Here is a 22,404-nt window from a genome sequence, read left to right as displayed (position 1 = left end):
GACAAGGCGACGACAGATCCGGCTGCTATGTTGCGTAAATATTTCGCAAGACCTTGTGGAGTGCGGGATGGGGGACCTAATGTCACCTCACCCTCATCCTCATGGCGCCGCCCCGCCGTAGAGCGTCTCGGGCGTCCGCCCTCCTCCCGAGAGAATCGAGTCGTCGATGTCACGCAGCATTGGACCCTTACCGCGCTGGGCCGCGGCGGCGACAGCCGCAGCGGTCGGCGTCGGTGTCGTGGTCACCGGTGCCGGGCCGGCCGCCGCCGGAAACCCCGGGGCCGCACTGGCGGTGACCCGCGCCGCCATCGACCCGGCGTTGAGCGCGGGCCGCGGCGCCAGCGTCGCGTTCGTCGAGCAGGAGGCCGAGAAGGCCAAGACGAACGGCACCGTCATCGGGCCGGACCGCACGGCGTACACGCTGCCTGCCGAGGCGTCGGGCCGCAGCGCGGTGAAGCTGCTCCCCGGCCAGTACGTGGAGTTCACGCTGCCGAAGAGCGCCAACGCGATCAACGTGCGCTACAGCATCCCCGACGCGCCCAACGGCGGCGGCATCACCTCGCCCCTGGACGTCACGGTCAACGGCGGCAAGAAGACCACGATGACGCTCACGTCGCAGTACTCGTGGCTGTACAACCAGTACCCGTTCTCGAACGACCCGAACGCGGGCCTGCTGCACCCCGACTGGTGGATCACCGAGTGCGCCTGCGTGCCGGCCGCCACCACCCCCGCGCCGACGATCACCACCCCGTTCCGGCCGAACCACTTCTACGACGAGCAGCGGCTGCTGCTGGGCAAGACCTACAAGGCGGGCGACACGGTGCGGCTGACCGCGCCGAAGAACAGCGCCGCCTGGACGGTCATCGACCTGCTCGACTCCGAGCTCGTCGGCGCCCCGAAGATCAGCATCATCGCGGCGAACGTGCTGCTGTTCGGCGCGGACCCGACGGGCCGGCGCGACTCGGCCGACGCGATCGACAAGGCCATCGCGTTCGCCAAGAAGACGCACCTGAAGGTCTACATCCCGCCGGGCACGTACCAGGTGAACCGCCACATCGTCGTCGACGACGTCACGATCGAGGGCGCGGGCAGCTGGTACACCATCATCAAGGGCAAAGAGGTCGCCCTGAGCACGCCGGCCCCGGACAACTCGATCCACACGGGCGTCGGGTTCTACGGCAGGTACGCCCAGGACGGCGGCAGCAAGAACGTCCACCTGTCCGGCTTCTCGATCATCGGTGACGTGCGCGAGCGCATCGACACCGACCAGGTCAACGGCATCGGCGGGGCGCTGAGCGACTCGACGATCGACGGCCTGTACATCCAGCACACCAAGGTCGGCCTGTGGTTCGACGGCCCGATGACCAACACGAAGATCACCAACAACGTGATCGTCGACCAGATCGCCGACGGCCTCAACTTCCACACCGGCGTCACCAACTCCAGCGTGTCCAACAACTTCGTCCGCAACTCCGGCGACGACGGCCTGGCCATGTGGTCGGAGAAGACGGCGAACGCGGGCAACACGTTCGACCACAACACGGTGCAGACCCCGGTCCTCGCCAACGGCATCGCGATCTACGGCGGCAAGGACACCACGGTGTCCAACAACCTCGTCGCGGACCCGATCCGTGAGGGCAGCGCGATCCACGTCGGCTCCCGCTTCGGCGCGGAGGCGTTCACCGGCTACGTGAAGGTCACCGACAACACGACGGTCCGCGCCGGCACGTACGAGCTGAACTGGAACATCGGCCTCGGCGCCATCTGGTTCATGGCGCTCGACAAGAGTATCGACGCCGACATCCAGGTCACCGGGGACCACTTCCTCGACAACACCTACAACGCGATCATGATCGTGTCCGACTGGCCGGTGAAGGACCTCTACTCCATCAACGGCCTGAAGTTCAAGAACATCCGGGTCGACGGCACCGGCACCTCGGTGCTCAGCGCCCGCGCCGCCGGCTCCGCCTCGTTCGAGAACGTGGACGCCCGCAACGTCGGCGCCGTCGGCATCAACAACTGCGGCTCGTTCCACTTCACCCCGGCCGGCTCCGAGTTCTCGGTCGTCGACCTGGGCGGCAACGACGGCGGCGGCACCACGGGCCCGTGGCTCGCGCCGTGGGAGCTGCCGAACACCATCACCTGCGACGACCGTCCGCCGGTCGTCGTGCCCCCGGCGCCTCAGCCGTGGTGACAGCACACCGGTAAGCCGGGAAGGGCGGGCGCTTCGGGGGCGCCCGCCCTTCTCTGTGTCCGGCGCACGGATTCGCCACGGGCGGTGCCGGGCGCTCGGGTCGGCCCCGCAGCACAGGCTTCCGCAAGACGGGTGTTTTCGCTGCGGGCAGTACTGGGCGCTCGGGTCGGCCCTGCAGCGCAGGCTTCCGCAGAACGGGTGTTTCGCTACGGGCAGTGCTGGGCGCTCCGGTCAGCCCTGCAGCACGGGTTTCCGCAGGACGAGTGGCGGCGGCAGGAAGAGCAGGCGGTCGTTGTACGCGGCGGTGTCGTCGGGGCTCACTCCGCAGCGGAGGGCGAGGTCCAGCATCGACACGAACGGGCCGTGGGCGGCGCGGTTCGCGATGATCCGGTGTGCCACGGCCGGGCGCATGCCCCTGATGCCGAGCAGCACATAGTCCGGCACGGCGTTGACGTCGATGAGGCCGCCGTCGTTGTGCCGGCGGGGCAGGTCGGGCCGGCCGATCGCGAGCGCGAACCTGGCCACCGGGCTGGTGATCAGCAGTTGCCGGGCCCGCTCGCGCCGCTCGAGCGGGCCGCTGCGGCGCCGCCGCCACAGGTGCCGCAGGTGCTCGTTGATCAGCAGGACGTGGACGGGCGCGCCGAGCGAGACGCCGAAGAGCGACAGCATCGCGACCGCCTCCGCCAGGGGCGGCTGCGACAGGTCGTCCTCGAGGTAGATGAACTCGACGGTCCAGTACGTCGTCGCCACGGCCAAGTACCCCAGGGCGATGGCGAGCAGCGGGCGGCTGCGCCGGCGGGCGCCGTGGTACAGGAACGGCACCCACGCGAACGTGGACAGCGTGCAGGCACTGAGCACGATGCCGATCAGCGTCTCGATCCAGGTGATCCACGGCTGCCGGTCGAACTCGTGGCCGAAGTACGGGTCGACCCCGACGGCGAAGGGTGGCCAGCGCCGCATCCCCACCGGCGCCGCCACCAGCATCGGCGCCGGGAACAGCGGCGGCGGAAGGGGCGGCGGGGACGGCGGAGTGGTCAGGAACGGTGCGGGGCTGACCGGCGGCTCCACCGGCGCCGGGCTGACCGGCTCCCACGACGCCGCTGAGACCGGCTCGGGGACGGACGGCGACGATGCCGTGTGTGCCGGCGACGACGGCCCCGCCAGGGTGGGGTCGGAGCGCAGGATGCGCCGCTGCAGGTCCTGCAGCGCCTCGCCGGGCTCGATGCCGTGCTGGTCGTCCAGCAGCGTCCGCAGCTCCCGGAAGGACTGCAGCGCGTCCGTGGGGCGGCCGCTGCGGCACAGCGCCAGCATGAGCAGCTGACGGAGCCGCTCGTGCAGGGGGAACTCCTCGACGAGGGCGGTCAGGTCGGCGATGAGCTCCCGGTGCTCGCCGCGGCGGAGCCGGATCTCCGCAAGGGCCTCGGACGCCGACACGCGCCGCTCGCCGAGCCGCACCCGCACCGCCTCGAACACCGGCCCGCCGAGGCCCGCGAACGGCTCGCCCTTCCACAGCCGCAGCCCGGCCCGGAAGCCGTCGGCGGCGTCGTCGTCGCGGCCGGCGGCGTGCGCGGTGGCCGCCGTTTCGATGCACGCCTCGAACTCGGTCACGTCGACGGCGGCCGGCTCGATCGCCAGCCGGTAGCCGCCCTCGTCGAGGGTCAGCAGGCGCGACGGGGTCCGCGGCGACCTGTCCGGCTCCAGCAGGCGGCGCAGCGCGGCGACGTACTTCTGCAGGACGTTGGTCGCGTTCTCCGGAAGCGCGTTGTCGGGGAGGTCGTGCGGCCAGACGGCGTCGATGATCTGGGCGGGCGGCACCGGCCGGCCGGGCTGCAGGAGCAGGACGCCGAGGACGGCGCGTTGCTTGGCGGGGCCGAGGTTGACCGGTCGCTCGCCGGCCCAGGCCCGCAGCGGGCCGAGGATCTCGAAGCGGAAGCCGCCGTCCATCCAATCCCTCGTGCTGTGGTCCGGGCGGTCTGCGGTCCGGCGGTTTGCGGTCCGGGCGGTTTGCGGTCCGGGCGGTAAAGGCGCTGGTCGGTGCCGCAGACGGTCGGACGGCAGCATACCGGCAGCGGCACGGCAGTGGGAACCGGCAGCATTTCGGCGGCCGGGACGGGCCGGCGACTCAAACGGGGGGTCGCCGTCCCGGTCGGGCCTACTGGGCGGACGCCCGTGTCAGCCGGTCGCGGATCGCCAGCCAGTCGTCGCCGGGGGGTGGGTCCTGGGCCAGGATCGTCGCCACGCCGGCGTCGTCGAGGCGGTGCAGGGCGGCGTACAGGTCGGCGCCGTACTCGAGAGGGTCCGCCGACAGCAGCTCGACGTGCACCCCTTCCGCGGCCGCCGGCAGGTGCGTGAGGATGCCGACGGTGCCCGGGTCGGACCCTTCCGCCAGCGTGGCGGGGTCGTCGACGAGCAGGAGCCGGGCCCGCGGCGCGTAGTGCCGGTGCGCGAGCCCGGGCGACCGTACCTCCGGGGCGTCCCCGGCGGGGTGTGACAGTTGCCCGGAGCTGCCGGCGGGGCGTGACAGCTGCCCGGAGCTGCCGGAAGGGCGTGACAGCTGGAGCGGGCCGACCACGTCGCGGATCGCCCGCAGGCTCAGCGCGCCCGGGCGCAGCAGCCGCGGCGGCGACACGGTCACGTCGACGACCGTGGACTCGATGCCGAGCCGGCACGCGCCGCCGTCCAGGACCAGCGGCACGTCCGGCAGGCTGCGGATCACGTGATCCGCGGTCGTGGGCGAGATGCTTTCGGACCGGTTCGCGCTCGGCGCCGCCAGGGGCAGCCCGCACTCGCGCAGCAGGGCCAGCGCGACCGGGTGGGCCGGGACCCGGATCGCGACGGTGGACGGGCCACCGAGCGCCGGCAGGTGGTGGGCGCGCTCCACGACGAGGCTGAGCGGCCCGGGCCAGAAGTGCTCGGCGAGCAGGCGCGCCGCCGGCGGCCACTCGTGCGCGAGGGCCTCCGCCTCGGCCGCCGTCGCGACGTGCACGATGAGCGGGTTCCACGAGGGGCGGTGCTTCAGCCGGTACACCGCGGCGACGGCCCGCGCGGAGAACGCGTGCGCGCCGAGCCCGTAGACCGTCTCGGTCGGAAACGCGCAGACGGACTCCTGCCGCAGCAGCTCGGCGGCGCGACGCAGCCCGGCCGCGTCGGCGGCGACCACCCGGTTCATGCCCGCAACACTAGAGGGTCGCGCAGCCGCACCCCGTTGAGCATCGCCGCCGGCCCGCCCCCGAACGACGTGAGCTTGCGCTGCACGAAGCCGGGCAGCCGCGGCAGCACGCGCAGCGCCTGGGCCATCGTCCAGACCTGCAGCTCGCTGCGCGGGATCAGGGTGCCGAGGACCGACGGGCCGATCGTGCGGCTGGCCGCGACCGCGTCGGCCATGGCCCGCTCGTACGCCGCGAACCCCGGCACATGGTCGTCACCGGCGGCCGCCAGCTCGGAGGCGAGGACATACGCGCCGACGATCGCGAGGCTGCTGCCGCCGCCGACCGCGGGGCCGGGACCGTAGCCCGCGTCGCCCGCGAGGGTGATCCGCCCCCGGGACCAGGACGGCAGCCGGATCTGGCTGATCGAGTCGAGGTAGAAGTCGTCGGCGGTGTCGAGGTGCTCCAGCAGGCGCGGCACCTCCCAGCCGAGACCGGCGCAGACGTCGCGCAGCAGCCGCCGCTGCGCGCCCGGGTCGCGGGGCGCGGGCTCCGCGGCGCGGAACAGCACCACCACCCTGGTGCGGCCGGGGACCTTCGTGGGGTAGAGCGCGACGGCCCGGTCGACGGTGTTGTACCCGAGGACCCGCCCGTCGAGCCCGATGAAGTCCGGGACGCTGAACACCGCCAGGCAGCCGCCGAGGAAGTGGCTGTGCTCCTCTTCCGGGCCGAACACCAGCCGCCGGACCCCGGAGTGCATCCCGTCGGCGCCGACGACCAGGTCGAAGCCGCCGGACGTGCCGTCGGCGAAGGTCGCGTCGACGCCCCCGTCGCGCTCCACCAGCCCGGTGATGCTGGTGCCGAAGGTGTACGAGACGTGCTCCCGCGTCGCCTCGTAGAGGATCCGGGCGAGGTCGCCCCGCATGATCTCGATGTGCCGGTCGGACACGCCGGCCAGCAGCTGCGACCCGTCGATCGTGACGTCGGGCCGGCCGGGCCGGATCAGGGTCATCGTGTCGGCCGTGGTGCGGGCGGCCTCGACCCGCGGCAGCAGCCCCATCCGGGCGACGACCTCGACGGCCGGGCCGAGCAGGTCGACCGCGTGGCCGCCGTCGCCGAGCCGCGGCCGCGGGGTCCGCTCGACGACGGTGACGCGGTGGCCGTTGCGGTGCAGCCAGTAGGCGAGGACGGGACCGGCGACGCTCGCGCCGGAGATGAGCACGTGCATGGCTCCTCCTACGATCGTTTACTTACCGATAGGTAAAGGGAATCACTTACCTCCCGGTAAGTAAAGTAGGATGTGACGCGTGCCAAGGGTGAGGACCACAGAGACCGCCGACCGCATCCGCGCCGTCGCGATCGACCTGATCGCTGAGAAGGGCGTCGCACAGGCGAGCCTGCGCGAGATCGCGGAGCGCGTCGGCATCAGCAAACCCGCGCTGTACTACCACTTCGGGTCGCGCGAGGAGCTCGTCCGCAGCCTGTTCCAGCCCCTGGTCGACGACGTGTCGGCCCTGCTCGACGCCGTCGAGTCCGGCCGCTGGCCGGGCGACGTCACCGACCGCCGCGCCGTGCTCGGCGCGTACTTCGACGTCACGTACCGCCACCGCAACATCACCAAGCTGATCATGCAGGACCCGAGCGTGCTCGCCGACCTCAACCTGACGGCGGAGGTGACCGACTGGGGCCGCCGCCTCACCACCCTGCTGTTCGGCCCGGCGCCGACCCTGGCCCAGCGCACCCGCGCGATCGTGGCCGTCGGCGGCCTCAGCGACTGCACGGCCATGCTCACCGACGTCCCGGCCGACGACCTCAAGACCGCCGTCCTGGACGCCGTCTGCGCGACCCTCGGTTAGCGCCCCGAGCGACCCCAGGTCTGCTGCCCGCGTGGCGCTGGGTCTGCTGTCCGGGCGGACCCCGGGTCGGGTGCCCGGGCGATCTCGGGTCAGGCTCCGGCGGTGCGTTCCGGGCTGGCCAGGCGGGTCAGGCTTCGGCGGTGCGTTCCGCGTTGGCGAGGCGGGTCGGGTGCCCGGGTCAGGTGCCGGCGGTGCGCTTCCGCGTTGGCAAGGCGGGTCGGGTGCCCGGGCGATCTCGGGTCAGGTGTCGGCGGTGCGCTTCCGAGTTGACGAGGCGGGTCAGGCTCCGGCGGTGCGTTCCGACCCCACCCTGGCGGGGCGGGTCAGGCGCAGGCGGTGCGCTTCCGGGTTGGCCAGGCGGGTCAGGCTTCGGCGGTGCGTTCCGCGTTGGCGAGGCGGGCCAGCCACTCGTCGAGCAGGGCGCGTTCGGCGCCCGTCAGCGCCGTCACCCCTGGCAGCGCCGCCCGCAGCGCCCCGGCGGCACCCACAAGCCCGTCGCCGCTTCCCTGGCCGCCGCCGCCGCCCTGACCGTTGCCGTCACCGCCGCTCACCCGCTCAACCGTGACCGCCGCGATGACCGACTCGCGGGCGAGGATCGACAGCGCGGGGTCGCGCGCCTCCGGCGGCAGCGCGATCAGCGTCAGCGTCATGCCACATCCCGCCGCGTGGACCAGGTGCGCGGCCCGCTCCTCGCTCACCCGCAGCCGCCCGGCCGCCGCGATCCGCTTCACCTGCCCCGCCAGCACCTCGGCGGCCGCGCGCGCCGCGGGCGACTCGACGCCGGGCCGGGGCTCGCCGTAGATCAGCGTATAGACGGCGGGGTGCTCCAGGCCGAACGCGACGTGCAGATCCCACCCCCTCCGCAGATCCTCGACAGGGTCCCCCGTCGCCTCGAGCCCCATCTTGCCACCCAGGTACGACACAAAACCGTGGCCGGCGACGGCGTCCAGCAACCCCTGCTTGTCGCCGAAGAGCCGGTAGATGGTCGGGGCCTGCACGCCGGCGGCGGCGCTGACCGCCCGGGTCGAGATCGCCTCGCGACCACCCTCGTTCAGCAGGGCGGCGGCGGCTTCGACGATCTTTTCGCGGGTAGTGGTCACGGTAACAACGCTAACACTTGCGCGTTATCGAATGAATGCTAACGTGAAGTTGTTAGCGCCGATAACAGGGAGGTCGTCATGGACAGGGTTGCCGTCGTCACCGGGGGATCGCGGGGGATCGGGCGGGCCGTCGCGCTGCGGCTGGCGCAGGACGGTCAGGCCGTCGTCGTGGCGTACGGGCACGCACCCGCCGCCGCGGACGGCGTCGTCGCCGAGATCACCGGCAAGGGTGGGCAGGCGCTGGCCGTGCGGGCGGACGTCGCGGACGAGAGCGCCGTCGCCGCCCTGTTCGACACGGCGGAGCGGGAGTTCGGCGGCGTCGACGTGGTCGTCAACGCGGCCGGGATCATGGTCCTGGCGCCGCTGGCCGAGATCGACCTCGACGACCTGGACCGCGTGCACCGCACCAACATCCGCGGCACGTTCGTCGTCGGACGGGAGGCCGCCCGCCGGGTCCGCCGCGGCGGCGCGATCATCAACTTCTCGACGTCGATCACGCGGCTGTCGCTGCCGACCTACGCCGCGTACGCCGCGAGCAAGGCCGCCGTCGAGGCGATCAGCCCGATCCTCGCCAAGGAGCTGCGCGGCCGCGACGTCACCGTCAACGCCGTCGCACCCGGGCCGACCGCCACCGACCTGTTCCTCGACGGCAAGGACGACGCCACGGTCGAGCGCATGGCGAAGATGAACCCGATGGAGCGCCTCGGCACCCCGGAGGACATCGCCGAGGTTGTGTCCTCCCTGGCGGGGCCCGCCCGCTGGGTCAACGGCCAGACGATCTACGTCAACGGCGGTGCCGCCTGATCCGCGCGGCGGCACCCTGCTGAAACCGGAAACCGGAAACCGGAAACCGGAAACCGGAAGCCAGAAGCCGCCCAAGCGGGAGGCCGGAAGCCAGAAGCCGCCCAAGCCGGAAGCCGGAAGCCACAAGGCGGAAACGGAAGGCCAGGACGAAACGAAGCCGGAAACCCGACCCGGAACGCAGTGTCGTCGGACTCTTGTCTCATCGCCGGCAGACGACACCTGCGAAGGGGATGTACCGTGTCGGGCACGAGGACGAATTCAAGTTGTCACGACGCCCGGGCGCGGCACTGCCACCGCCTCCCGGCGCGCGGGAAACGGGGAGCCGACATGGGACGTGGACGGGCCAAGGCCAAGCAGACGCGGATCGCCCGGGAGCTGAAGTACTTCACCCCGCCGACCGATCTCACCGCCCTCCAGCACGAGCTCGCCGGTGCGCCCACCCCGGAGCACGACGACGCCGACCAGGCCGACTACTACTACACCCCGGACCGCGACGACCGTACGCCGCGCTAGCGGCGGCCAAGCGGGAACGCCACCGCCGCGGCGACGATCCGCGTGGCGGCGAAGTCGCGGCCACCCACCACCACGCTGACCGGCGTGGTGATTTCATGGACCGGGCCTGGCTCCGCGGTGGTCGAAGGTGATCATCCGGGCGAACTCCGACTGCCACGGGACCGTCGAGTCCCACGTCCGCAGATCCGCGGCGCCGGCGTAGAGCAGGACCACGTCCTGGCCTTCGCCGCGGATCTGCGCGTACTGGGTGGCCGTCTGCGACGTCGATGAACACCCCGGGAAGGTCAGAAGACCCGCAGCTCGTAGATCCGGGTGGCGACCTCGGTCGTCTGCGTGGGCGTCACGACGTTGAGCCGCACGTACCGACCGGAGACGCCGCTGACGGGGTGGCTGGTGTTCGCCGCGGTGTTGCCGGTGACGTTCACCGCCTGCGTCCAGGTCGTGCCGTCGTTGGACACCGAGATCGTGAACGCCTTCGTGTTCATGCTCGCGGCCTCACCGCCGGCCTGCGCGTGCGCCAGCTCGAAGCGGCTCAGCGAGCGCGTGGAGCCCAGGTCGACCTGCAGCCACGCGCCGGCGACCGACGAGCAGAACTTGTCGGAGTTGCCGCCGCTGACGCTGCCGTTGACGGCCTTCTCCGGCCCCTCCGACGCCGCGCACGGCGTGCTGCCGGTCGCGGGCCGGCCCTGCGCGACGTTGACCCCGGCGCCGACCGGCGCCCCGACCACGACGTTGTCGAACGTCGCGGCCGCGTTGAACACCCGCACCCCGTCGCTGCCGGACGCGAACGTGCCGTCCGTGACGCTGATCCTCGGGTTGGTCATGTCGTCCACGTACACCTTGATCGACGACCCGATCGCGGTGACCCGCAGGTGATAGCTGGTGCCGGCGGCGACGGTCAGGTTCGCGGTGCCCAGCTGGGTCCAGTTGTTGGCGGCGCGGCCGAGCACGACCCGCCCGGCGGGGCTGATGCCGGCGTAGTAGCCGTTGTAGCTGTCGGTGCCGGTGGCCGCGTTGCTGACCCGGAAGGTGAGGCCCGCGTCGCCGCCGCCCGAGGTGACGGTCACGTCGGCGTCGTAGGAGAAGTCGCCGAAGCTGGTGTCCAGCTGCGCCTTGCCGCCGAGCGAGCTGCCGGCCTGGTACCTCCCGCCGGCCACCGAGAACGCGCCGCCGTACGTCTTCCAGCCCAGCGCGTTGCCGTCGGCGAAGTTGTCCTTCACCCGCATGGTGACCCGCTGGATGGTGCCGTCGGTGTTGAAGTTCATGCGGTCGTAGCTCAGCACACGGTGGTTGCCGTCGGTCTCGCTCAGCGGCCGGCGGTGGTAGAGGATGTACCAGGTGTCGGTGCCCGGCACGTTGATCACCGAGTTGTGCCCGGATCCGCGGGCGACCGCGGCGTCCTGCGTGAGGACCCGGTCCAGCTTCGTGAACGGCCCGGTCGGCGAGTTCGACATCGCGTAGGACACGGAGTAGTCCGGGCCGGTCCAGCCGCCCTCGGACCACATCAGGTAGTACTTGCCGTTGCGCTTGAACATCTGCGGGCCCTCGGTGTACCCCGACGGCGTGATCTCCTTGAACGTGCTGCCGTCGCTGAACGTGCCGAGGCTGATCATGTCGGCGTTGAGCCTGGCGACGTTCGCGTGGCCCCAGCCGCCGTAGTAGACGTACGCCTGGCCGTCGTCGTCGATGAACACGTCCTGGTCGATCGGCTGCGCGCCGTTGTAGAACTGCCCGATCAGCGGCCGGCCGATCGCGTCCCGGTAGGGCCCGGCCGGGTTGTCGGCCACGGCGACGCCGATCCCGCCGAGCGCGGAGTTGTTCTGGATGTCGTTGGCGGCGAAGTACAGGTAGTACTTGCCGTTGCGCTGGATCGGCGCCGGCGCCCACATCGCGTAGGACGCCCACGACACGTTGGCCTTGGTGAGCACGTTGGGGTGCCTGGTCCAGTTGACCAGGTCGGTGGAGGAGAACGCGTCGAGGTAGGTCTGCTCCGCGTACGACTTCGACGTCGTCGGGTAGACCCAGAACGTGTTGTTGTAGACCGCGACGTCAGGGTCGGCGTACCACCCGTCGACGATCGGGTTGCCGGCCTCGGCGGTCGTGTAGTCGGGGATCGCGGCGGCGGCCGCGACGGGCGCGAGCGCGCTGCCGAGCAGCGCGGCGGCGGTCAGGACGGCGGTCAGGACGGCGCTGCGTCCGGCTCGATCGAGGGTGAACATCGGTGGCGGCTCCGACGGTGACGCGCTGGCGGGCGCGGACGGCGTGGCGGTTCCCACATGTTCGGTAAATATTGAACAGAACCACCAAGCACGTCAAGGCAGTCCCAGCGCCTGAATCAACAAGGTTCAACGCGTTCTGACAAAAGTTCTCAGAATGATCGCGCTGTACTGTGGCGCCATGGTCGACGCTGTGCCGCCTCCGGAGCCGGTGCCGCTGCCCGGCGGCGCGACGCTGCGCCCGCTCGAACCCGCGGACGCCGCGGCGCTGCTGGACGTACACGAGCGAAACCGCGAGCACGTCCGGCACGCGACGCAGCGGGTCCTGGCCGGGAACGGCTTCGAGCGGATCGGTGCGGCCCGCGACTACCTGTTCCTCGACGGCGCCTGGCGGGACGCGCTGGTGTTCAAGCGCATCCTCAACGATCGGCGACCGGCCGCCGGCTCCGCGTGAGGCGGTACCGTCGGCGCCGTGGACATCGAGCTGCGCGGCGCGGCCGCCGAGGACGTTGCGGCGGTGCTGGCCTTCTGGCAGCTCGCGGCGGAGGGCACGAACCGCGGCGGTGACGACACCGCGGCCGTCGAGGCGCTGATCTCGCGGGACCCCGGGGCGCTGCTGCTGGCGGTGCGGGACGGCGAGATCGTCGGGTCGCTCGTCGCGGGGTTCGACGGGTGGCGGTGCCACCTGTACCGGTTCGCGGTGCACCCTGCGCGGCGCCGCCAGGGCATCGGGGCGCGGCTGCTGGCCGCGGCCGAAGCACGGTTCCGCGGGTTCGGCGGACGGCGGGCCGACGCGATGGTCCTGGACGACAACACCCTCGCGCACCACGCGTGGGCGGCGGCCGGCTACGTGCCGCAGGAGGAGTGGCGGCGCTGGGTGAAGAGCCTCTGACCGCCGATTGGCTCTCGACCTGCGCCGCGACGGGTGGCAGCGTCGATGCCATGATCACGACGGGAGCGGCGGCCGGGGTCGCGCTGGTGGCGTTGGGGATGGTGCTCACGCCGGGGCCCAACATGATGTACCTCGTCTCGCGCAGCATCTCCCAGGGCCGGCGGGCCGGCATGGTCTCGCTCGCCGGGGTCGCCGCCGGGTTCCTCGTCTACCTGACGCTCGCCGCGGCCGGTCTGTCGGTGGTGTTCGCGACGGTCCCCGCGCTGTACACGACGGTGAAGCTGGCCGGTGCGGCCTACCTCGCCCACCTCGCGTGGCAGGCGGTCCGCCCCGGCGGCACGTCGGTGTTCGCGCAGGTCGAGCTGCCGCCGGACTCCTCGCGCAAGCTGCTCACGATGGGGCTGATGACCAACCTGCTCAACCCCAAGGCCGCGATCATGTACGCGTCGCTGATCCCGCAGTTCGTCGACCCGCACGCCGGGCACCTGATGGCGCAGAGCTTCATGCTCGGCGGGGTGCAGATCGCGGTGAGTATGGTGGTCAACACGGGCATCGTCCTCGCCGCCGGGGGCATCGCGGTCTTCCTGGCCAAGCGCCCCGTGTGGCTGAGGCTGCAGCGGTACGTGACGGGCACGCTGCTCGGCATGATCGCGGTCAAGCTCGCCACCGACAAGGCCCGCCCGCTACCCGTGTGACAGGCCCGCGGCCTTCGACAGCAGGTACCGCCGCTCGGGGAGGCTCGTCGTGCGGCGGGCCGCCAGCTCGTACGACGAGCGCGCCGCCGCGGCGTCACCGGACATCTCCTGCAGGTGCGCGCGGACCGCGGCGAGCCGGTGATGCCTGGCCAGCCGCTCGTCGGCGTCGAGTGCCTCCAGGAGGCGCAGGCCCGCGCCCGGACCCTGCACCATCGCCACCGCAACGGCCCGGTTGAGCGTCACCATCGGGTTGGGCGCGACCCGCTCCAGCAGCTGATACAGGGCGAGGATCTGCGGCCAGTCGGTGTCCGCCGCCGACCCGGCCTCGTCGTGGATCGCGGCGATCGCGGCCTGCAGCTGGTACGGGCCGGGCGGCCCCTTCGGCAGCGTCCGCGTGATCAGCTCGACGCCTTCGGCGACCGCCGGCCGGTGCCACAGCGCGCGGTCCTGCTCGGCGAGCGGCACCAGCGTGCCGTCGGGCAGGGCGCGCGCGGGCCGGCGGGCGTCGGTGAGCAGCATCAGCGCGAGCAGCCCGGCGACCTCGCCGTCGTCGGGCAGCAGCCGGTGCACTTCCCGCGTCAGGCGGATCGCCTCGGTGGTCAGCTCGGGCCGGTGCAGGTCGTCGCCGGAGCTGGCGGTGTACCCCTCGTTGAAGATCAGGTAGAGCACCTGCAGCACGACCTGGAGGCGGCCGGCGCGTTCGGCGGGTGGCGGCATGCTGAAGCGCGCGCCCGCGGCCCGGATCTTCTGCTTGGCCCGGCTGATCCGCTGGGCGAGGGTCGCCTCCGGCACGAACAGCGCGTGCGCGATCTGCGCGGTGCTCAGCCCGCCCACGGCCCGCAGTGTGAGCGCCAGCTGCGACGCGCTCGTCAGCGCTGGGTGGCAGCACAGGAACAGCAGCAGCAGCGTGTCATCTTTGTCGGAAATATCAGGTATGTTCGATGTTTCATGTGAAACGGCGACGGAGAGCTCACGCCTGCGCCGCGCGTCCTCGCTGCGGAACTGATCCGTCAGCCGCCGGGAGGCGACGGTGATCAGCCACCCGCGCGGCTGCTCGGGCACCCCCTCGACCGGCCACTGCAACGCCGCCGCCAGCAACGCCTCCTGCACGGCGTCCTCGCACGCGTCGAACTGGCCGTGCCGCCGCACGAGCACTCCGAGCACCTGCGGCGCCAGCCGCCGCAGGTCCTCCTCGATCCGCCCACCCACGAGGAACAACGATCCCACGGCGGCGCCGCCCCGCATGGAGGCGGCGCCGGTCGTGACGGACTCAGCGGACGGTGCCGGCGGAGCCGGTGCCGCGGCGGACGGGCTCAGCGCAGGCGAGCAGCTTGCCGCGGGGGAGGAACTCGATCGCCGTCGCGGCGCCGATCTCGGCCATCGGGGTGAACGTGTGGCCGAGGGCGCCGAGCGGCACGCCGGGGCCGGTGATGAAGGCGGGCTCGGCGACCACGGACGCGGTGTTGCGCTGGGTGGCGCGGGGCGCGGCCAGGGCCTGCGGGAGCGTCATGCCCAGGTCGATCCGGTTGATCAGGATCTGCAGGACGGTGGTGATGATGGTCGAGCCGCCGGGGGAGCCGAGGGCGAGGAACGGGCGGCCGTGCTGCAGGACGATCGTCGGGGCCATCGAGCTGCGCGGGCGCTTGCCGGGGGCGGGAAGGTTCGGGTCGTCGGCCGGGGCCTGGGTGTTGGTGAAGTTGAAGTCGGTCAGCTCGTTGTTGAGCAGGAAGCCGCGGCCGGGCACGACGATGCCGTTGCCACCGATCTGCTCGATCGTGAGCGTGTACTCCACGACGTTGCCCCACTTGTCGGCGACGGTCAGGTTGGTCGTCGACTTGCCGAAGTCGGCGGTCGCTCCGCCGGCCGTGGTGGCGCAGAAGCCCCCCGGTACACCGGGCGGGACCGGCTTCGTGGCGGCGTGCAGCGGGTCGATCCGGCAGGCGCGGGAGGCCGCGAAGTCGTCGGTCAGCAGCGACTCGAGCAGCGGGCGCGGCGTCTGGTCGCCGACGTAGCGGTTGCGGTCGGCGAAGGCGAGCGCGCTGGCCTCCAGGTAGCGGTGCAGGGCCTGCGTGCCGTCGAGCTTGCCCAGGTCGGAGCGCTCGAGGATGTTGAGGGCCTCGCCGACCGTGGAGCCGCCCGAGGAGGGGGTGGCCATGCCGTAGACGTCGTAGCCGCGGTACACCATGTGCGTCGGCGCGGGCCGGCGGACCTCGTAGGCGCGCAGGTCGGCGAGGGTCATGCCGCCGGGGCGGATCTGGTACTGCCACGGCACCGACGGGTTCGCCGCGACCGGCGGGTGCTGGACGGCCGCCACGATGTCGCGGCCCACCTCGCCGCCGTAGAACGCGTCGATGCCGCGGCGCGCGACCAGGTCGTAGGTCGCGGCGAGGTCGGGGTTGCGCAGCGTGCTGCCGACCGCCGGCGGCTGCCCGCCCGGCAGGAAGAGCGCCGCCGTCGGCGTGAACTGCGCGAACGCCGCCTTGTTGTCGCTGACCTGGGTCGCGAACGTCTGGTCGACGGTGAAGCCGCGGCGCGCGACCTCGGCGGCGGGCCGCAGGTTGGTGGCGAGGGGCCGCTTGCCCCACCGGCGCAGCGCGGTGTCCCACGTGGCCAGGGTGCCGGGCACGCCGGCGGAGATGCCGCTGACTCGGGCCTCCTGGAAGGCGTACGGCTGGCCGGTCGCCGGGTCGACGAACGCCGTGGCCGTCATCGACTGCGGCGCGGTCTCGCGGCCGTCGAGGGTGGACACCTTGCCGCTGCGGGCGTCGTAGTACACGAAGAACCCGCCGCCGCCGATGCCCGCGGAGAACGGCTCGGTCACGCCGAGGGTCGCCGCGACCGCGACGGCGGCGTCGACCGCGTTGCCGCCGCGGCGCAGCACGTCCAGCCCGACCGCGGTGGCCGTCGGGTCGACCGAGGTCACCGCGCCGCCGTACCCGGTCGCGGTGGGGCCCTGGACGGCCGCGGACGCCGTCGCTGGGGCGAGGCCAGGAGCGACGAGCAGTGGAACCAGCAGCAGCGGGGCTAGCTTACGCATGGTGCCTCCCGGAGGATCGACAGCGATCGTTCCTCCTGCCTACCGTCCCTGGGGGTCGGGCACAACCCGGAACGTGCGGCGGTACGCGCTCGGAGCGACGCCGATCGTGGTCTGCAGATGCTGGCGCAGCGACGCGGCCGTGCCGAGCCCCGACCGGCGGGCGATCTGCTCCACCGCCAGGTCGGTGCTCTCCAGCAGCCCGCGGGCGTGATCGACCCGCTGCTGCAGCAGCCACCGGGCCGGGCTCACCCCGGTCTCCTCGCGGAAACGCCGGGTGAACGTGCGCACACTCATCGTGGCGTACGCGGCCATGTCCTGCAGCGTCAACGGCTCGGCGAGTCGCCGCAACGCCCACTCGCGGGTGGGTGCGGTGGTGGTGTCGGTGACCCGCGGCAGGGGCCGCTCGATGTACTGCGCCTGCCCGCCCTCCCGCCACGGCGGCACGACGCTGCGCCGCGCCGCCCGGTTGGCGACCTCGCTGCCGAAGTCGGTGCGCACCACGTGCAGGCACAGGTCGACCCCGGCGCCGACCCCGGCGGAGGTGAGCACGTCGCCGTCGTCGATGAACAGCACGTCCGGGTCGAGCTTGACCCGCGGGTACAGCGCCCGGAACTGGTCGGCCCACCCCCAGTGCGTGGTCGCCGGGCGGTCGTCGAGCAGGCCGGCGGCGGCGAGCACGAACGCCCCGGTGCAGATCGACATGACCCGGGCCCCGCGGGCGTGCGCGGCGTGCAGCGCCGCCGCGACGGACGGCTCGAGGGTGGCGTCCTCGACCGGCCCGCCGCGGTGGATTCCGGCCACGAGCACGGTGTCGGCCCGCTCGGTGATCTCCAGCCCGTGCTCCGGCAGCACCTGGAAGCCGGCCGCGCTGCGCACCGGCAGCCCGCCCGGCGTGCAGACCTCGGTCTTGTACTTGCGGCGGCCGTCGTCCCCGCGGGCGGCGCCGAAGATCTGCGGCGGGGTGCCGAGGTCGAACGCCACGACTCCGTCCAGCGCGATCACGGCCACCAGATGCCTACCCATGGCCCAATTCTTGCGCACTATGGCTTCCGGGCCACTCGTCCGCGCGTACCGGAGCCAGAAGGATGATGACCGTGAAACGACTCCACCCTGCCTGGCTGGTCGCCGCGGTCGCGTTCGTCGCGCTGGTCGGCGCGGCGGGCTTCCGGGCCACCCCCGGCGTCATGCTGCACCCGCTGCACGAGGAGTTCGGCTGGTCGCTGGGGACCATCTCCCTCGCGGTGTCGATCAACCTGCTCCTGTTCGGCCTCACCGCGCCGTTCGCCGCCGCGCTCATGGAGCGCTTCGGGATCCGGCGGGTCGTGGCCTACGCGCTGCTGCTCGTCTCCGCCGGCAGCGGGCTGACCGTCTTCATGCGGCACAGCTGGGAGCTCATCGCGCTGTGGGGTGTGCTCGTCGGCCTCGGCACCGGCTCGATGGCGCTCGCGTTCGTCGCGACGGTCACCGGCCGCTGGTTCGTCAAGCGGCGCGGCCTGGTCACCGGCGTCCTCACCGCGGGCGGAGCGGCCGGCCAGCTGGTGTTCCTGCCGCTGCTCGCGCTCCTGGTCGACGCCCGCGGATGGCGCGCCGCCGCGCTGACGGTCGCCGGTGCGGCGCTGATCGTGGTGCCCCTCGTCCTCTGGCGGCTCCGCGACCACCCGGCGGAGCTGGGCGTGACGGCCTACGGTGCCACCGGTGCCGATGCCGCGCCGGTACCGCCGGCGACGGGCGGTGCGGCCGGCCGGGCCCTCGGCGCGCTGCGCGGCGCGGCGCGGGTGCCGGCGTTCTGGCTGCTCGCGGGCGGGTTCGCGATCTGCGGCGCCACGACCAACGGGCTGATCGGGACGCACTTCATCCCCGCCGCGCACGACCACGGCATGACCGAACCGGTCGCGGCGTCGCTGCTGGCGCTCGTCGGCCTGTTCGACATCGTCGGCACGATCGCGTCCGGCTGGCTCACCGACCGGATGGACAGCCGCATCCTGCTCGGCTGGTACTACGCGCTGCGCGGCGCCTCGCTGCTGGTGCTGCCGGTGCTGTTCGCCGCGACGGTGCGACCGAGCATGGTCGTCTTCATCCTCTTCTACGGCCTCGACTGGGTGGCGACGGTCCCGCCGACGGTCGCGCTCTGCCGCGAGTACTTCGGCGCGTCCGGCCCGGTGGTGTTCGGCTGGGTGTTCGCGTCGCACCAGTTCGGCGCGGCGATCGCGGCGACGGGCACCGGCCTGCTGCGCGACCGGCTCGGCGACTACGACCTGGCCTGGTACGTCGCGGGCGGCCTGTCGATCGGCGCGGCGGCCCTGTCGCTGCTGCTCCTGCGCACCCGGCGCGGGGTCGTGACGCCCGCGCCGGTCGCGGTGGCCGCGGCGTAGCGGATCAGGGAAGCCGGAAGTCCAGGTCCGGGGTGATCTCCAGCGTGTCCATCTGGGCGCGCTGGAGCCGGCCGGAGTAGTCCCAGTTCATCGACTGCCAGCGGGTGAACTGGTCGAGCACCCAGACGCCCGACTGGCGGCTGCCGTTGCCGGACCTGCCGTTGCCGCCGAAGGGCAGGTGCGCCTCCGCGCCGGAGGTGGAGTTGTTGACGCTGACCATCCCGGCGCGGGTGCGGCGGCGGAACGTGAACGCCTTGCGCGGGTCGGTGGTGTAGATCGCGGCGGACAGCCCGTAGCCGGGCGCGTCGGCGAGCTCGACCGCCTCGTCCAGCGTGCCGTAGGCCGTCACACCGACCAGCGGGCCGAAGGTCTCCTGCTGGAAGATCTTGTCCTCGGGTCGTACGCCGTGGACCAGCGCCGGGTGGTAGAACAGGCCCGCCGCGGGGTCGCCGACGAAGCCTTCACGCGGGTTGGCGGCGGTGATCCTGCCGGTCGGGCCCGCCGGCCGGTGATGGCCCTCGATCCAGCCGAGGAACTCCTCGTAGCGCGCGGCGAAGCGGTCGGTCATCAGCGGGCCGTAGAGCACCGAGGGGTCGGTGGGGTCACCGATGCGCGCCTCGGCGATCGCCTCCTCCAGCTTCGCGGTGAAGGGCTCGAGGACGCTCTCCTGCACGATCAGCGTGCCGAGCGACGTGCAGCGCTGGCCCGCGGTGCCGAACCCGGCGAAGAGCGCGCCGTGCACCGCCAGGTCCAGGTCGGCGTCCTCGGTGACGACCATCGGGTTCTTGCCGCCGAGCTCCAGGCAGGCGCTCTGCAGGTGCCGCCCGGCGAGCTCGCCGATCCGCGCGCCGACCTCCGACGAGCCGGTGAACCCGACCTTGTCGACCAGGCCCTCGGACAGGGCCTTCTCGAGGCCGTCGAACGTGGTCGCCCCGTCGGCGAACACCACGTCGAAGACCCCGTCGGGCACCCCGGCGCGCCGGATCAGCTGGGCGAACGCGTCGGCGCAGGCGGCGGAGTACTCGGCCGGCTTCCACACGACGGCGTTGCCGCACAGCAGGGCCGGCACCAGATACCAGCTGGGGACGGCGACCGGGAAGTTGCCGGCGGTGATGATCGCGGCGACCCCGACCGGCACGCGGAACGTGAACAGCTGCTTGTCGGGCATCTCGCTCGGCACGGTCTGCCCGTAGAGGCGGCGGCCCTCGCCGAGGAAGAAGTCGCAGGTGTCGACGATCTCCTGCACCTCGCCGCGGGCCTCGGCGGTCGTCTTGCCGGCCTCCCGGGTCACGAGCGCGGCGAGGGCCTCGAAGTTGGCCTCGACGAGCCTGCCCAGGTTGGCGATCACCCGGCCGCGGACCGGCGCGGGCACGTCGGCCCAGTCCCGCTGCGCGCGGCGGGCGGACCGGCAGGCGGCGACGAACGTGCCGGCGTGGGCGAGGGCGACCTCGGCGACGACCTGGTCGAGGTGGGCCGGGTCGACGGACCGGAAACGGGCGTCGCCGGGCGCGTCGAGGGATCTGCCGCCGACGGTGGAGACGAGGAGCTTGCTCATGCCCCCATCTTGCCGTGGGGCTACGACAATTTTCCGTGGGGCGTGTCGGCCGGGTGCTGGGACGTGGGCGGCGGTGCGAACGCCAGCTCGCCGCCGAACTGGTCGTGCAGCCGGACGTCGTAGTAGTCGGCGGCGTCGGCGACCCAGTCGCAGGCGTTGCTCAGCTCGGTCGCATCGAGCGTCTCGGCCATCAGCTCATACGACGCGATGACGGAGTCGTCGCGCCAGAACAGCCGGACGAAGTTGAGCCGGCCGTTGAGCTCGTTGAGCTCCGTCAGCAGCTGCGGCGAGCACTCCAGACGGCGCAGCAGCGGCGAGAAGACGCGCACGAAGGGCGGATCGTTGGCGACCAGGCGCAGGTACACCACGGCGGTGCCGCTGCGGATGGCGGCCGGGGTGGTGCTCAGATCGGCGGGCACCGGCTGCCCGCCGAGGTAGTCGGTGAGCAGGCGGTGCACCCGGGTGCGCACGGCGTCGTCGATCGACACGCCTGTCACCCTATCGAATGACCGCACAGCCACCGGTCATCCGGCCTTTCCGGGCCGGCCAGGGGGCAGGAAGCCACGGCGGCGGGCCTCCTTGACCCAGCGGTGCGCGGTGCTGACCGGCACGCCGTGCCGGTCGGCCAGGTCGCAGGCGGGCCGCGGCGAGTCCTGCGCGAAGTCGAGGTACACGTCGGCGACCTCGCGGTAGAAGACGTCCGGCCGTCCCCGTGACGGGTTCGCCGCGGCGGGCGACGTGCGGGCGACCGCCAGCGCCGGCTCGACCATCTCCCAGCCGGTGTCACCGGCGACGGGCGCTGCGACCGGCCGCGGCCGCGGATTGAGCACCGGCGGCGTGTCGATCGACTCGTGGACGACCGCGAGCTGCGCGTTGGCGGCGGCCTCGATCCGCCCGACGGGGATCGCCCGGAGCAGGTCCGCGCTGGGCGTGCCGTCGATGTGCAGCCCGGTCAGCACCAGCCGACCAGTGTCGGCGACGCCGACCCGCACCCGGACGCTCTGCGCCAGGGGCGGCTCCTGACGCCATTCATACCAGCCATCGGCGACTGGAAGGAGCCGGCCACGCACCCGGCAAATCTAGACCACTCTTCCTCGAATCAACAATTGCGCGAACCTAGACGTCTAGATACGCTGATCTGGACACACCGGCCGGAGGCTTCAACGGGGGGTGTCTGGGGCAGCAGGTGCGTGGCCGCGCATCGCCAGCTCCGGCAGAAGCCACCGGCACGTCTGCGCCGCCTTGGGGGAGCAAGGGGGCGGGCGCGGACGGGTGGACTGCCGGGCGGATCGCGCAGCGATGCGCGTCCCGCCCGGCGGCGTCGGTGACAAGCCGCGGTCGCGGGGTCTCGCCGGACCCCGCGACCGTCCACCATCCCGACGATCGTCTGCCGGACCGGGCCACCCACCGCTCCAGGCGATCGGCTCCATCTCCACGGTCGCGCTTCTGGCCGGCGCAGGCTTCGTCGCAGGTGAAGGTCCGCGGCCGGCGGCAGCCGTGCCGCCGGTGGTGCCGCGCCGTCCGGGGTGCGCCCCGCTGCCCAGCGGGCCACGAGGGAGAGGGCTCAGCTCCGGCCGGTGTAGAAGAGGAACACGCCGGCCAGGACGACGCCGACACAGAGCAGCGACACCAGGGCCACCGTGATGAGCACCCAGATGAGCGCGCCGAGCTTGCGACCCGGGTTGATCTCGATGCTGGCGGGCGGGAGCTCGGCGGCCTCCAGTTCGGCCGCGACCTCCGCGGGGTCGCCGAGCAGGTCCAGGATCGAGCGGACCTCGACCTCGGGCGCGTGGGACCGGCCGGGCGCGGTGTGCGGCTCGGCGGGCCGGGTCTCGGCGAGCTTGCCGGCGATGTGGTCGCTGAGGTCGGCGAGCAGTTCGGCGCGACGGCCGGCGGGCACGTTCTGCAGCGCCTGCTCGACCGCGTGAAGATAGTCGTTGACCAGGTCATCGTAGGTGTTCAAGGCGACCCCGTCCGGAAAAGCTGGCACTCTCCAGCATGATCAGTAAGACTTTTCGCACATG

Annotated in this window: 19 protein-coding genes and 1 pseudogene; 8 read left to right on the top strand and 12 right to left on the bottom strand. The window is 72.5% G+C overall.

Annotation, left to right across the window (positions count from 1 at the left end; translation table 11 throughout):
* Positions 1–166 precede the first annotated feature (166 nt).
* On the top strand, positions 167–2,194 hold the full coding sequence (locus tag ACFY3L_RS30665; RefSeq protein WP_389331658.1) for a glycosyl hydrolase family 28-related protein: 2,028 nt from the start codon (positions 167–169) through the stop codon (positions 2,192–2,194).
* 231 nt (positions 2,195–2,425) lie between these two features.
* Here ACFY3L_RS30665 and ACFY3L_RS30660 read toward each other — a convergent pair whose 3' ends face one another.
* The 3 genes from ACFY3L_RS30660 to ACFY3L_RS30650 form a co-directional block, all read right to left on the bottom strand.
* Positions 2,426–4,138 carry a BTAD domain-containing putative transcriptional regulator gene (locus tag ACFY3L_RS30660; protein ID WP_389331655.1) on the bottom strand — a complete coding sequence of 571 codons (1,713 nt, stop codon included), beginning with the start codon at positions 4,136–4,138 and terminating at the stop codon, positions 2,426–2,428.
* 208 nt (positions 4,139–4,346) lie between these two features.
* A complete protein-coding gene (locus ACFY3L_RS30655; RefSeq protein ID WP_389331652.1) occupies positions 4,347–5,363 on the bottom strand; it encodes an L-threonylcarbamoyladenylate synthase in 1,017 nt (338 codons plus the stop codon).
* Positions 5,360–6,568 (bottom strand): FAD-dependent monooxygenase, encoded by a 1,209-nt coding sequence (locus ACFY3L_RS30650; RefSeq protein WP_389331649.1) that lies wholly within the window; start codon positions 6,566–6,568, stop codon positions 5,360–5,362. Before ACFY3L_RS30650 ends, ACFY3L_RS30655 begins: the two co-directional genes overlap by 4 nt.
* Positions 6,569–6,647: 79 nt before the next feature.
* On the opposite strand from ACFY3L_RS30650, the gene ACFY3L_RS30645 reads away from it, so the two are divergent.
* Positions 6,648–7,196, top strand: coding sequence for a TetR/AcrR family transcriptional regulator (locus ACFY3L_RS30645; protein ID WP_389331646.1), 549 nt, complete (start codon positions 6,648–6,650; stop codon positions 7,194–7,196).
* 362 nt (positions 7,197–7,558) lie between these two features.
* Here ACFY3L_RS30645 and ACFY3L_RS30640 read toward each other — a convergent pair whose 3' ends face one another.
* The gene (locus tag ACFY3L_RS30640) at positions 7,559–8,296 is read right to left on the bottom strand and encodes a TetR/AcrR family transcriptional regulator (protein ID WP_389331643.1); all 738 of its coding nucleotides are present in this window, start codon (positions 8,294–8,296) and stop codon (positions 7,559–7,561) included.
* Between the two features lie 78 nt (positions 8,297–8,374).
* Here ACFY3L_RS30640 and ACFY3L_RS30635 point away from each other — a divergent pair, with 78 nt between their 5' ends.
* Positions 8,375–9,100, top strand: coding sequence for an SDR family oxidoreductase (locus ACFY3L_RS30635; protein ID WP_389331640.1), 726 nt, complete (start codon positions 8,375–8,377; stop codon positions 9,098–9,100).
* Positions 9,101–9,427: 327 nt separating this feature from the next.
* On the top strand, positions 9,428–9,613 hold the full coding sequence (locus ACFY3L_RS30630; protein ID WP_389331637.1) for a DUF3073 domain-containing protein: 186 nt from the start codon (positions 9,428–9,430) through the stop codon (positions 9,611–9,613).
* Positions 9,614–9,897: 284 nt separating this feature from the next.
* Here ACFY3L_RS30630 and ACFY3L_RS30625 read toward each other — a convergent pair.
* A pseudogene (locus ACFY3L_RS30625) lies at positions 9,898–11,688 on the bottom strand (family 43 glycosylhydrolase); the annotation flags it as partial.
* A 322-nt stretch (positions 11,689–12,010) separates the two neighbouring features.
* Between ACFY3L_RS30625 and ACFY3L_RS30620 the strand changes: the two are divergent.
* The 3 genes from ACFY3L_RS30620 to ACFY3L_RS30610 are packed head-to-tail and all read left to right on the top strand — an operon-like array spanning position 12,011 to position 13,416.
* Positions 12,011–12,283, top strand: coding sequence for a hypothetical protein (locus ACFY3L_RS30620; RefSeq protein WP_389331634.1), 273 nt, complete (start codon positions 12,011–12,013; stop codon positions 12,281–12,283).
* An 18-nt stretch (positions 12,284–12,301) separates the two neighbouring features.
* On the top strand, positions 12,302–12,721 hold the full coding sequence (locus ACFY3L_RS30615) for a GNAT family N-acetyltransferase (RefSeq protein WP_389331631.1): 420 nt from the start codon (positions 12,302–12,304) through the stop codon (positions 12,719–12,721).
* A gap of 50 nt (positions 12,722–12,771) precedes the next feature.
* Entirely contained in the window at positions 12,772–13,416 is a 645-nt protein-coding gene (locus ACFY3L_RS30610) for a LysE family translocator (RefSeq protein ID WP_389331628.1), read from the top strand.
* Here ACFY3L_RS30610 and ACFY3L_RS30605 read toward each other — a convergent pair.
* From ACFY3L_RS30605 to ACFY3L_RS30595, 3 genes are read right to left on the bottom strand one after another with little or no spacing between them, the layout of a single operon-like run.
* Positions 13,405–14,643, bottom strand: a complete 1,239-nt coding sequence (locus tag ACFY3L_RS30605; RefSeq protein WP_389331624.1) for an RNA polymerase sigma factor — start codon at positions 14,641–14,643, stop codon at positions 13,405–13,407. The two genes, ACFY3L_RS30610 and ACFY3L_RS30605, sit on opposite strands and share 12 nt — an antisense overlap.
* Before the next feature lie 43 nt (positions 14,644–14,686).
* A complete protein-coding gene (ggt, locus tag ACFY3L_RS30600) occupies positions 14,687–16,453 on the bottom strand; it encodes a gamma-glutamyltransferase (RefSeq protein WP_389331621.1) in 1,767 nt (588 codons plus the stop codon).
* Between the two features lie 39 nt (positions 16,454–16,492).
* The gene (locus ACFY3L_RS30595; RefSeq protein ID WP_389331618.1) at positions 16,493–17,476 is read right to left on the bottom strand and encodes a GlxA family transcriptional regulator; all 984 of its coding nucleotides are present in this window, start codon (positions 17,474–17,476) and stop codon (positions 16,493–16,495) included.
* 65 nt (positions 17,477–17,541) lie between these two features.
* On the opposite strand from ACFY3L_RS30595, the gene ACFY3L_RS30590 reads away from it, so the two are divergent.
* Positions 17,542–18,825: an MFS transporter gene (locus ACFY3L_RS30590; protein ID WP_389331615.1), complete on the top strand. Its 1,284-nt coding sequence runs from the start codon at positions 17,542–17,544 to the stop codon at positions 18,823–18,825.
* A 4-nt stretch (positions 18,826–18,829) separates the two neighbouring features.
* Here ACFY3L_RS30590 and ACFY3L_RS30585 read toward each other — a convergent pair whose 3' ends face one another.
* The 4 genes from ACFY3L_RS30585 to ACFY3L_RS30570 form a co-directional block, all read right to left on the bottom strand.
* Positions 18,830–20,380 (bottom strand): aldehyde dehydrogenase family protein, encoded by a 1,551-nt coding sequence (locus tag ACFY3L_RS30585; RefSeq protein WP_389331612.1) that lies wholly within the window; start codon positions 20,378–20,380, stop codon positions 18,830–18,832.
* Positions 20,381–20,400: 20 nt separating this feature from the next.
* Positions 20,401–20,868 (bottom strand): YbjN domain-containing protein, encoded by a 468-nt coding sequence (locus ACFY3L_RS30580; protein ID WP_389331609.1) that lies wholly within the window; start codon positions 20,866–20,868, stop codon positions 20,401–20,403.
* 36 nt (positions 20,869–20,904) lie between these two features.
* Positions 20,905–21,450 carry a hypothetical protein gene (locus ACFY3L_RS30575; protein ID WP_389331606.1) on the bottom strand — a complete coding sequence of 182 codons (546 nt, stop codon included), beginning with the start codon at positions 21,448–21,450 and terminating at the stop codon, positions 20,905–20,907.
* Between the two features lie 494 nt (positions 21,451–21,944).
* Entirely contained in the window at positions 21,945–22,343 is a 399-nt protein-coding gene (locus tag ACFY3L_RS30570; RefSeq protein WP_389331603.1) for an HAAS signaling domain-containing protein, read from the bottom strand.
* Between the last annotated feature and the right edge of the window lie 61 nt (positions 22,344–22,404).

Source organism: Dactylosporangium sp. NPDC000521, from assembly GCF_042898305.1.
Taxonomy (GTDB): Bacteria; Actinomycetota; Actinomycetes; order Mycobacteriales; family Micromonosporaceae; genus Dactylosporangium.
The sequence above is the reverse complement of the archived record's forward strand: the minus strand, read 5'-3'. Positions and strand labels throughout refer to the sequence as shown.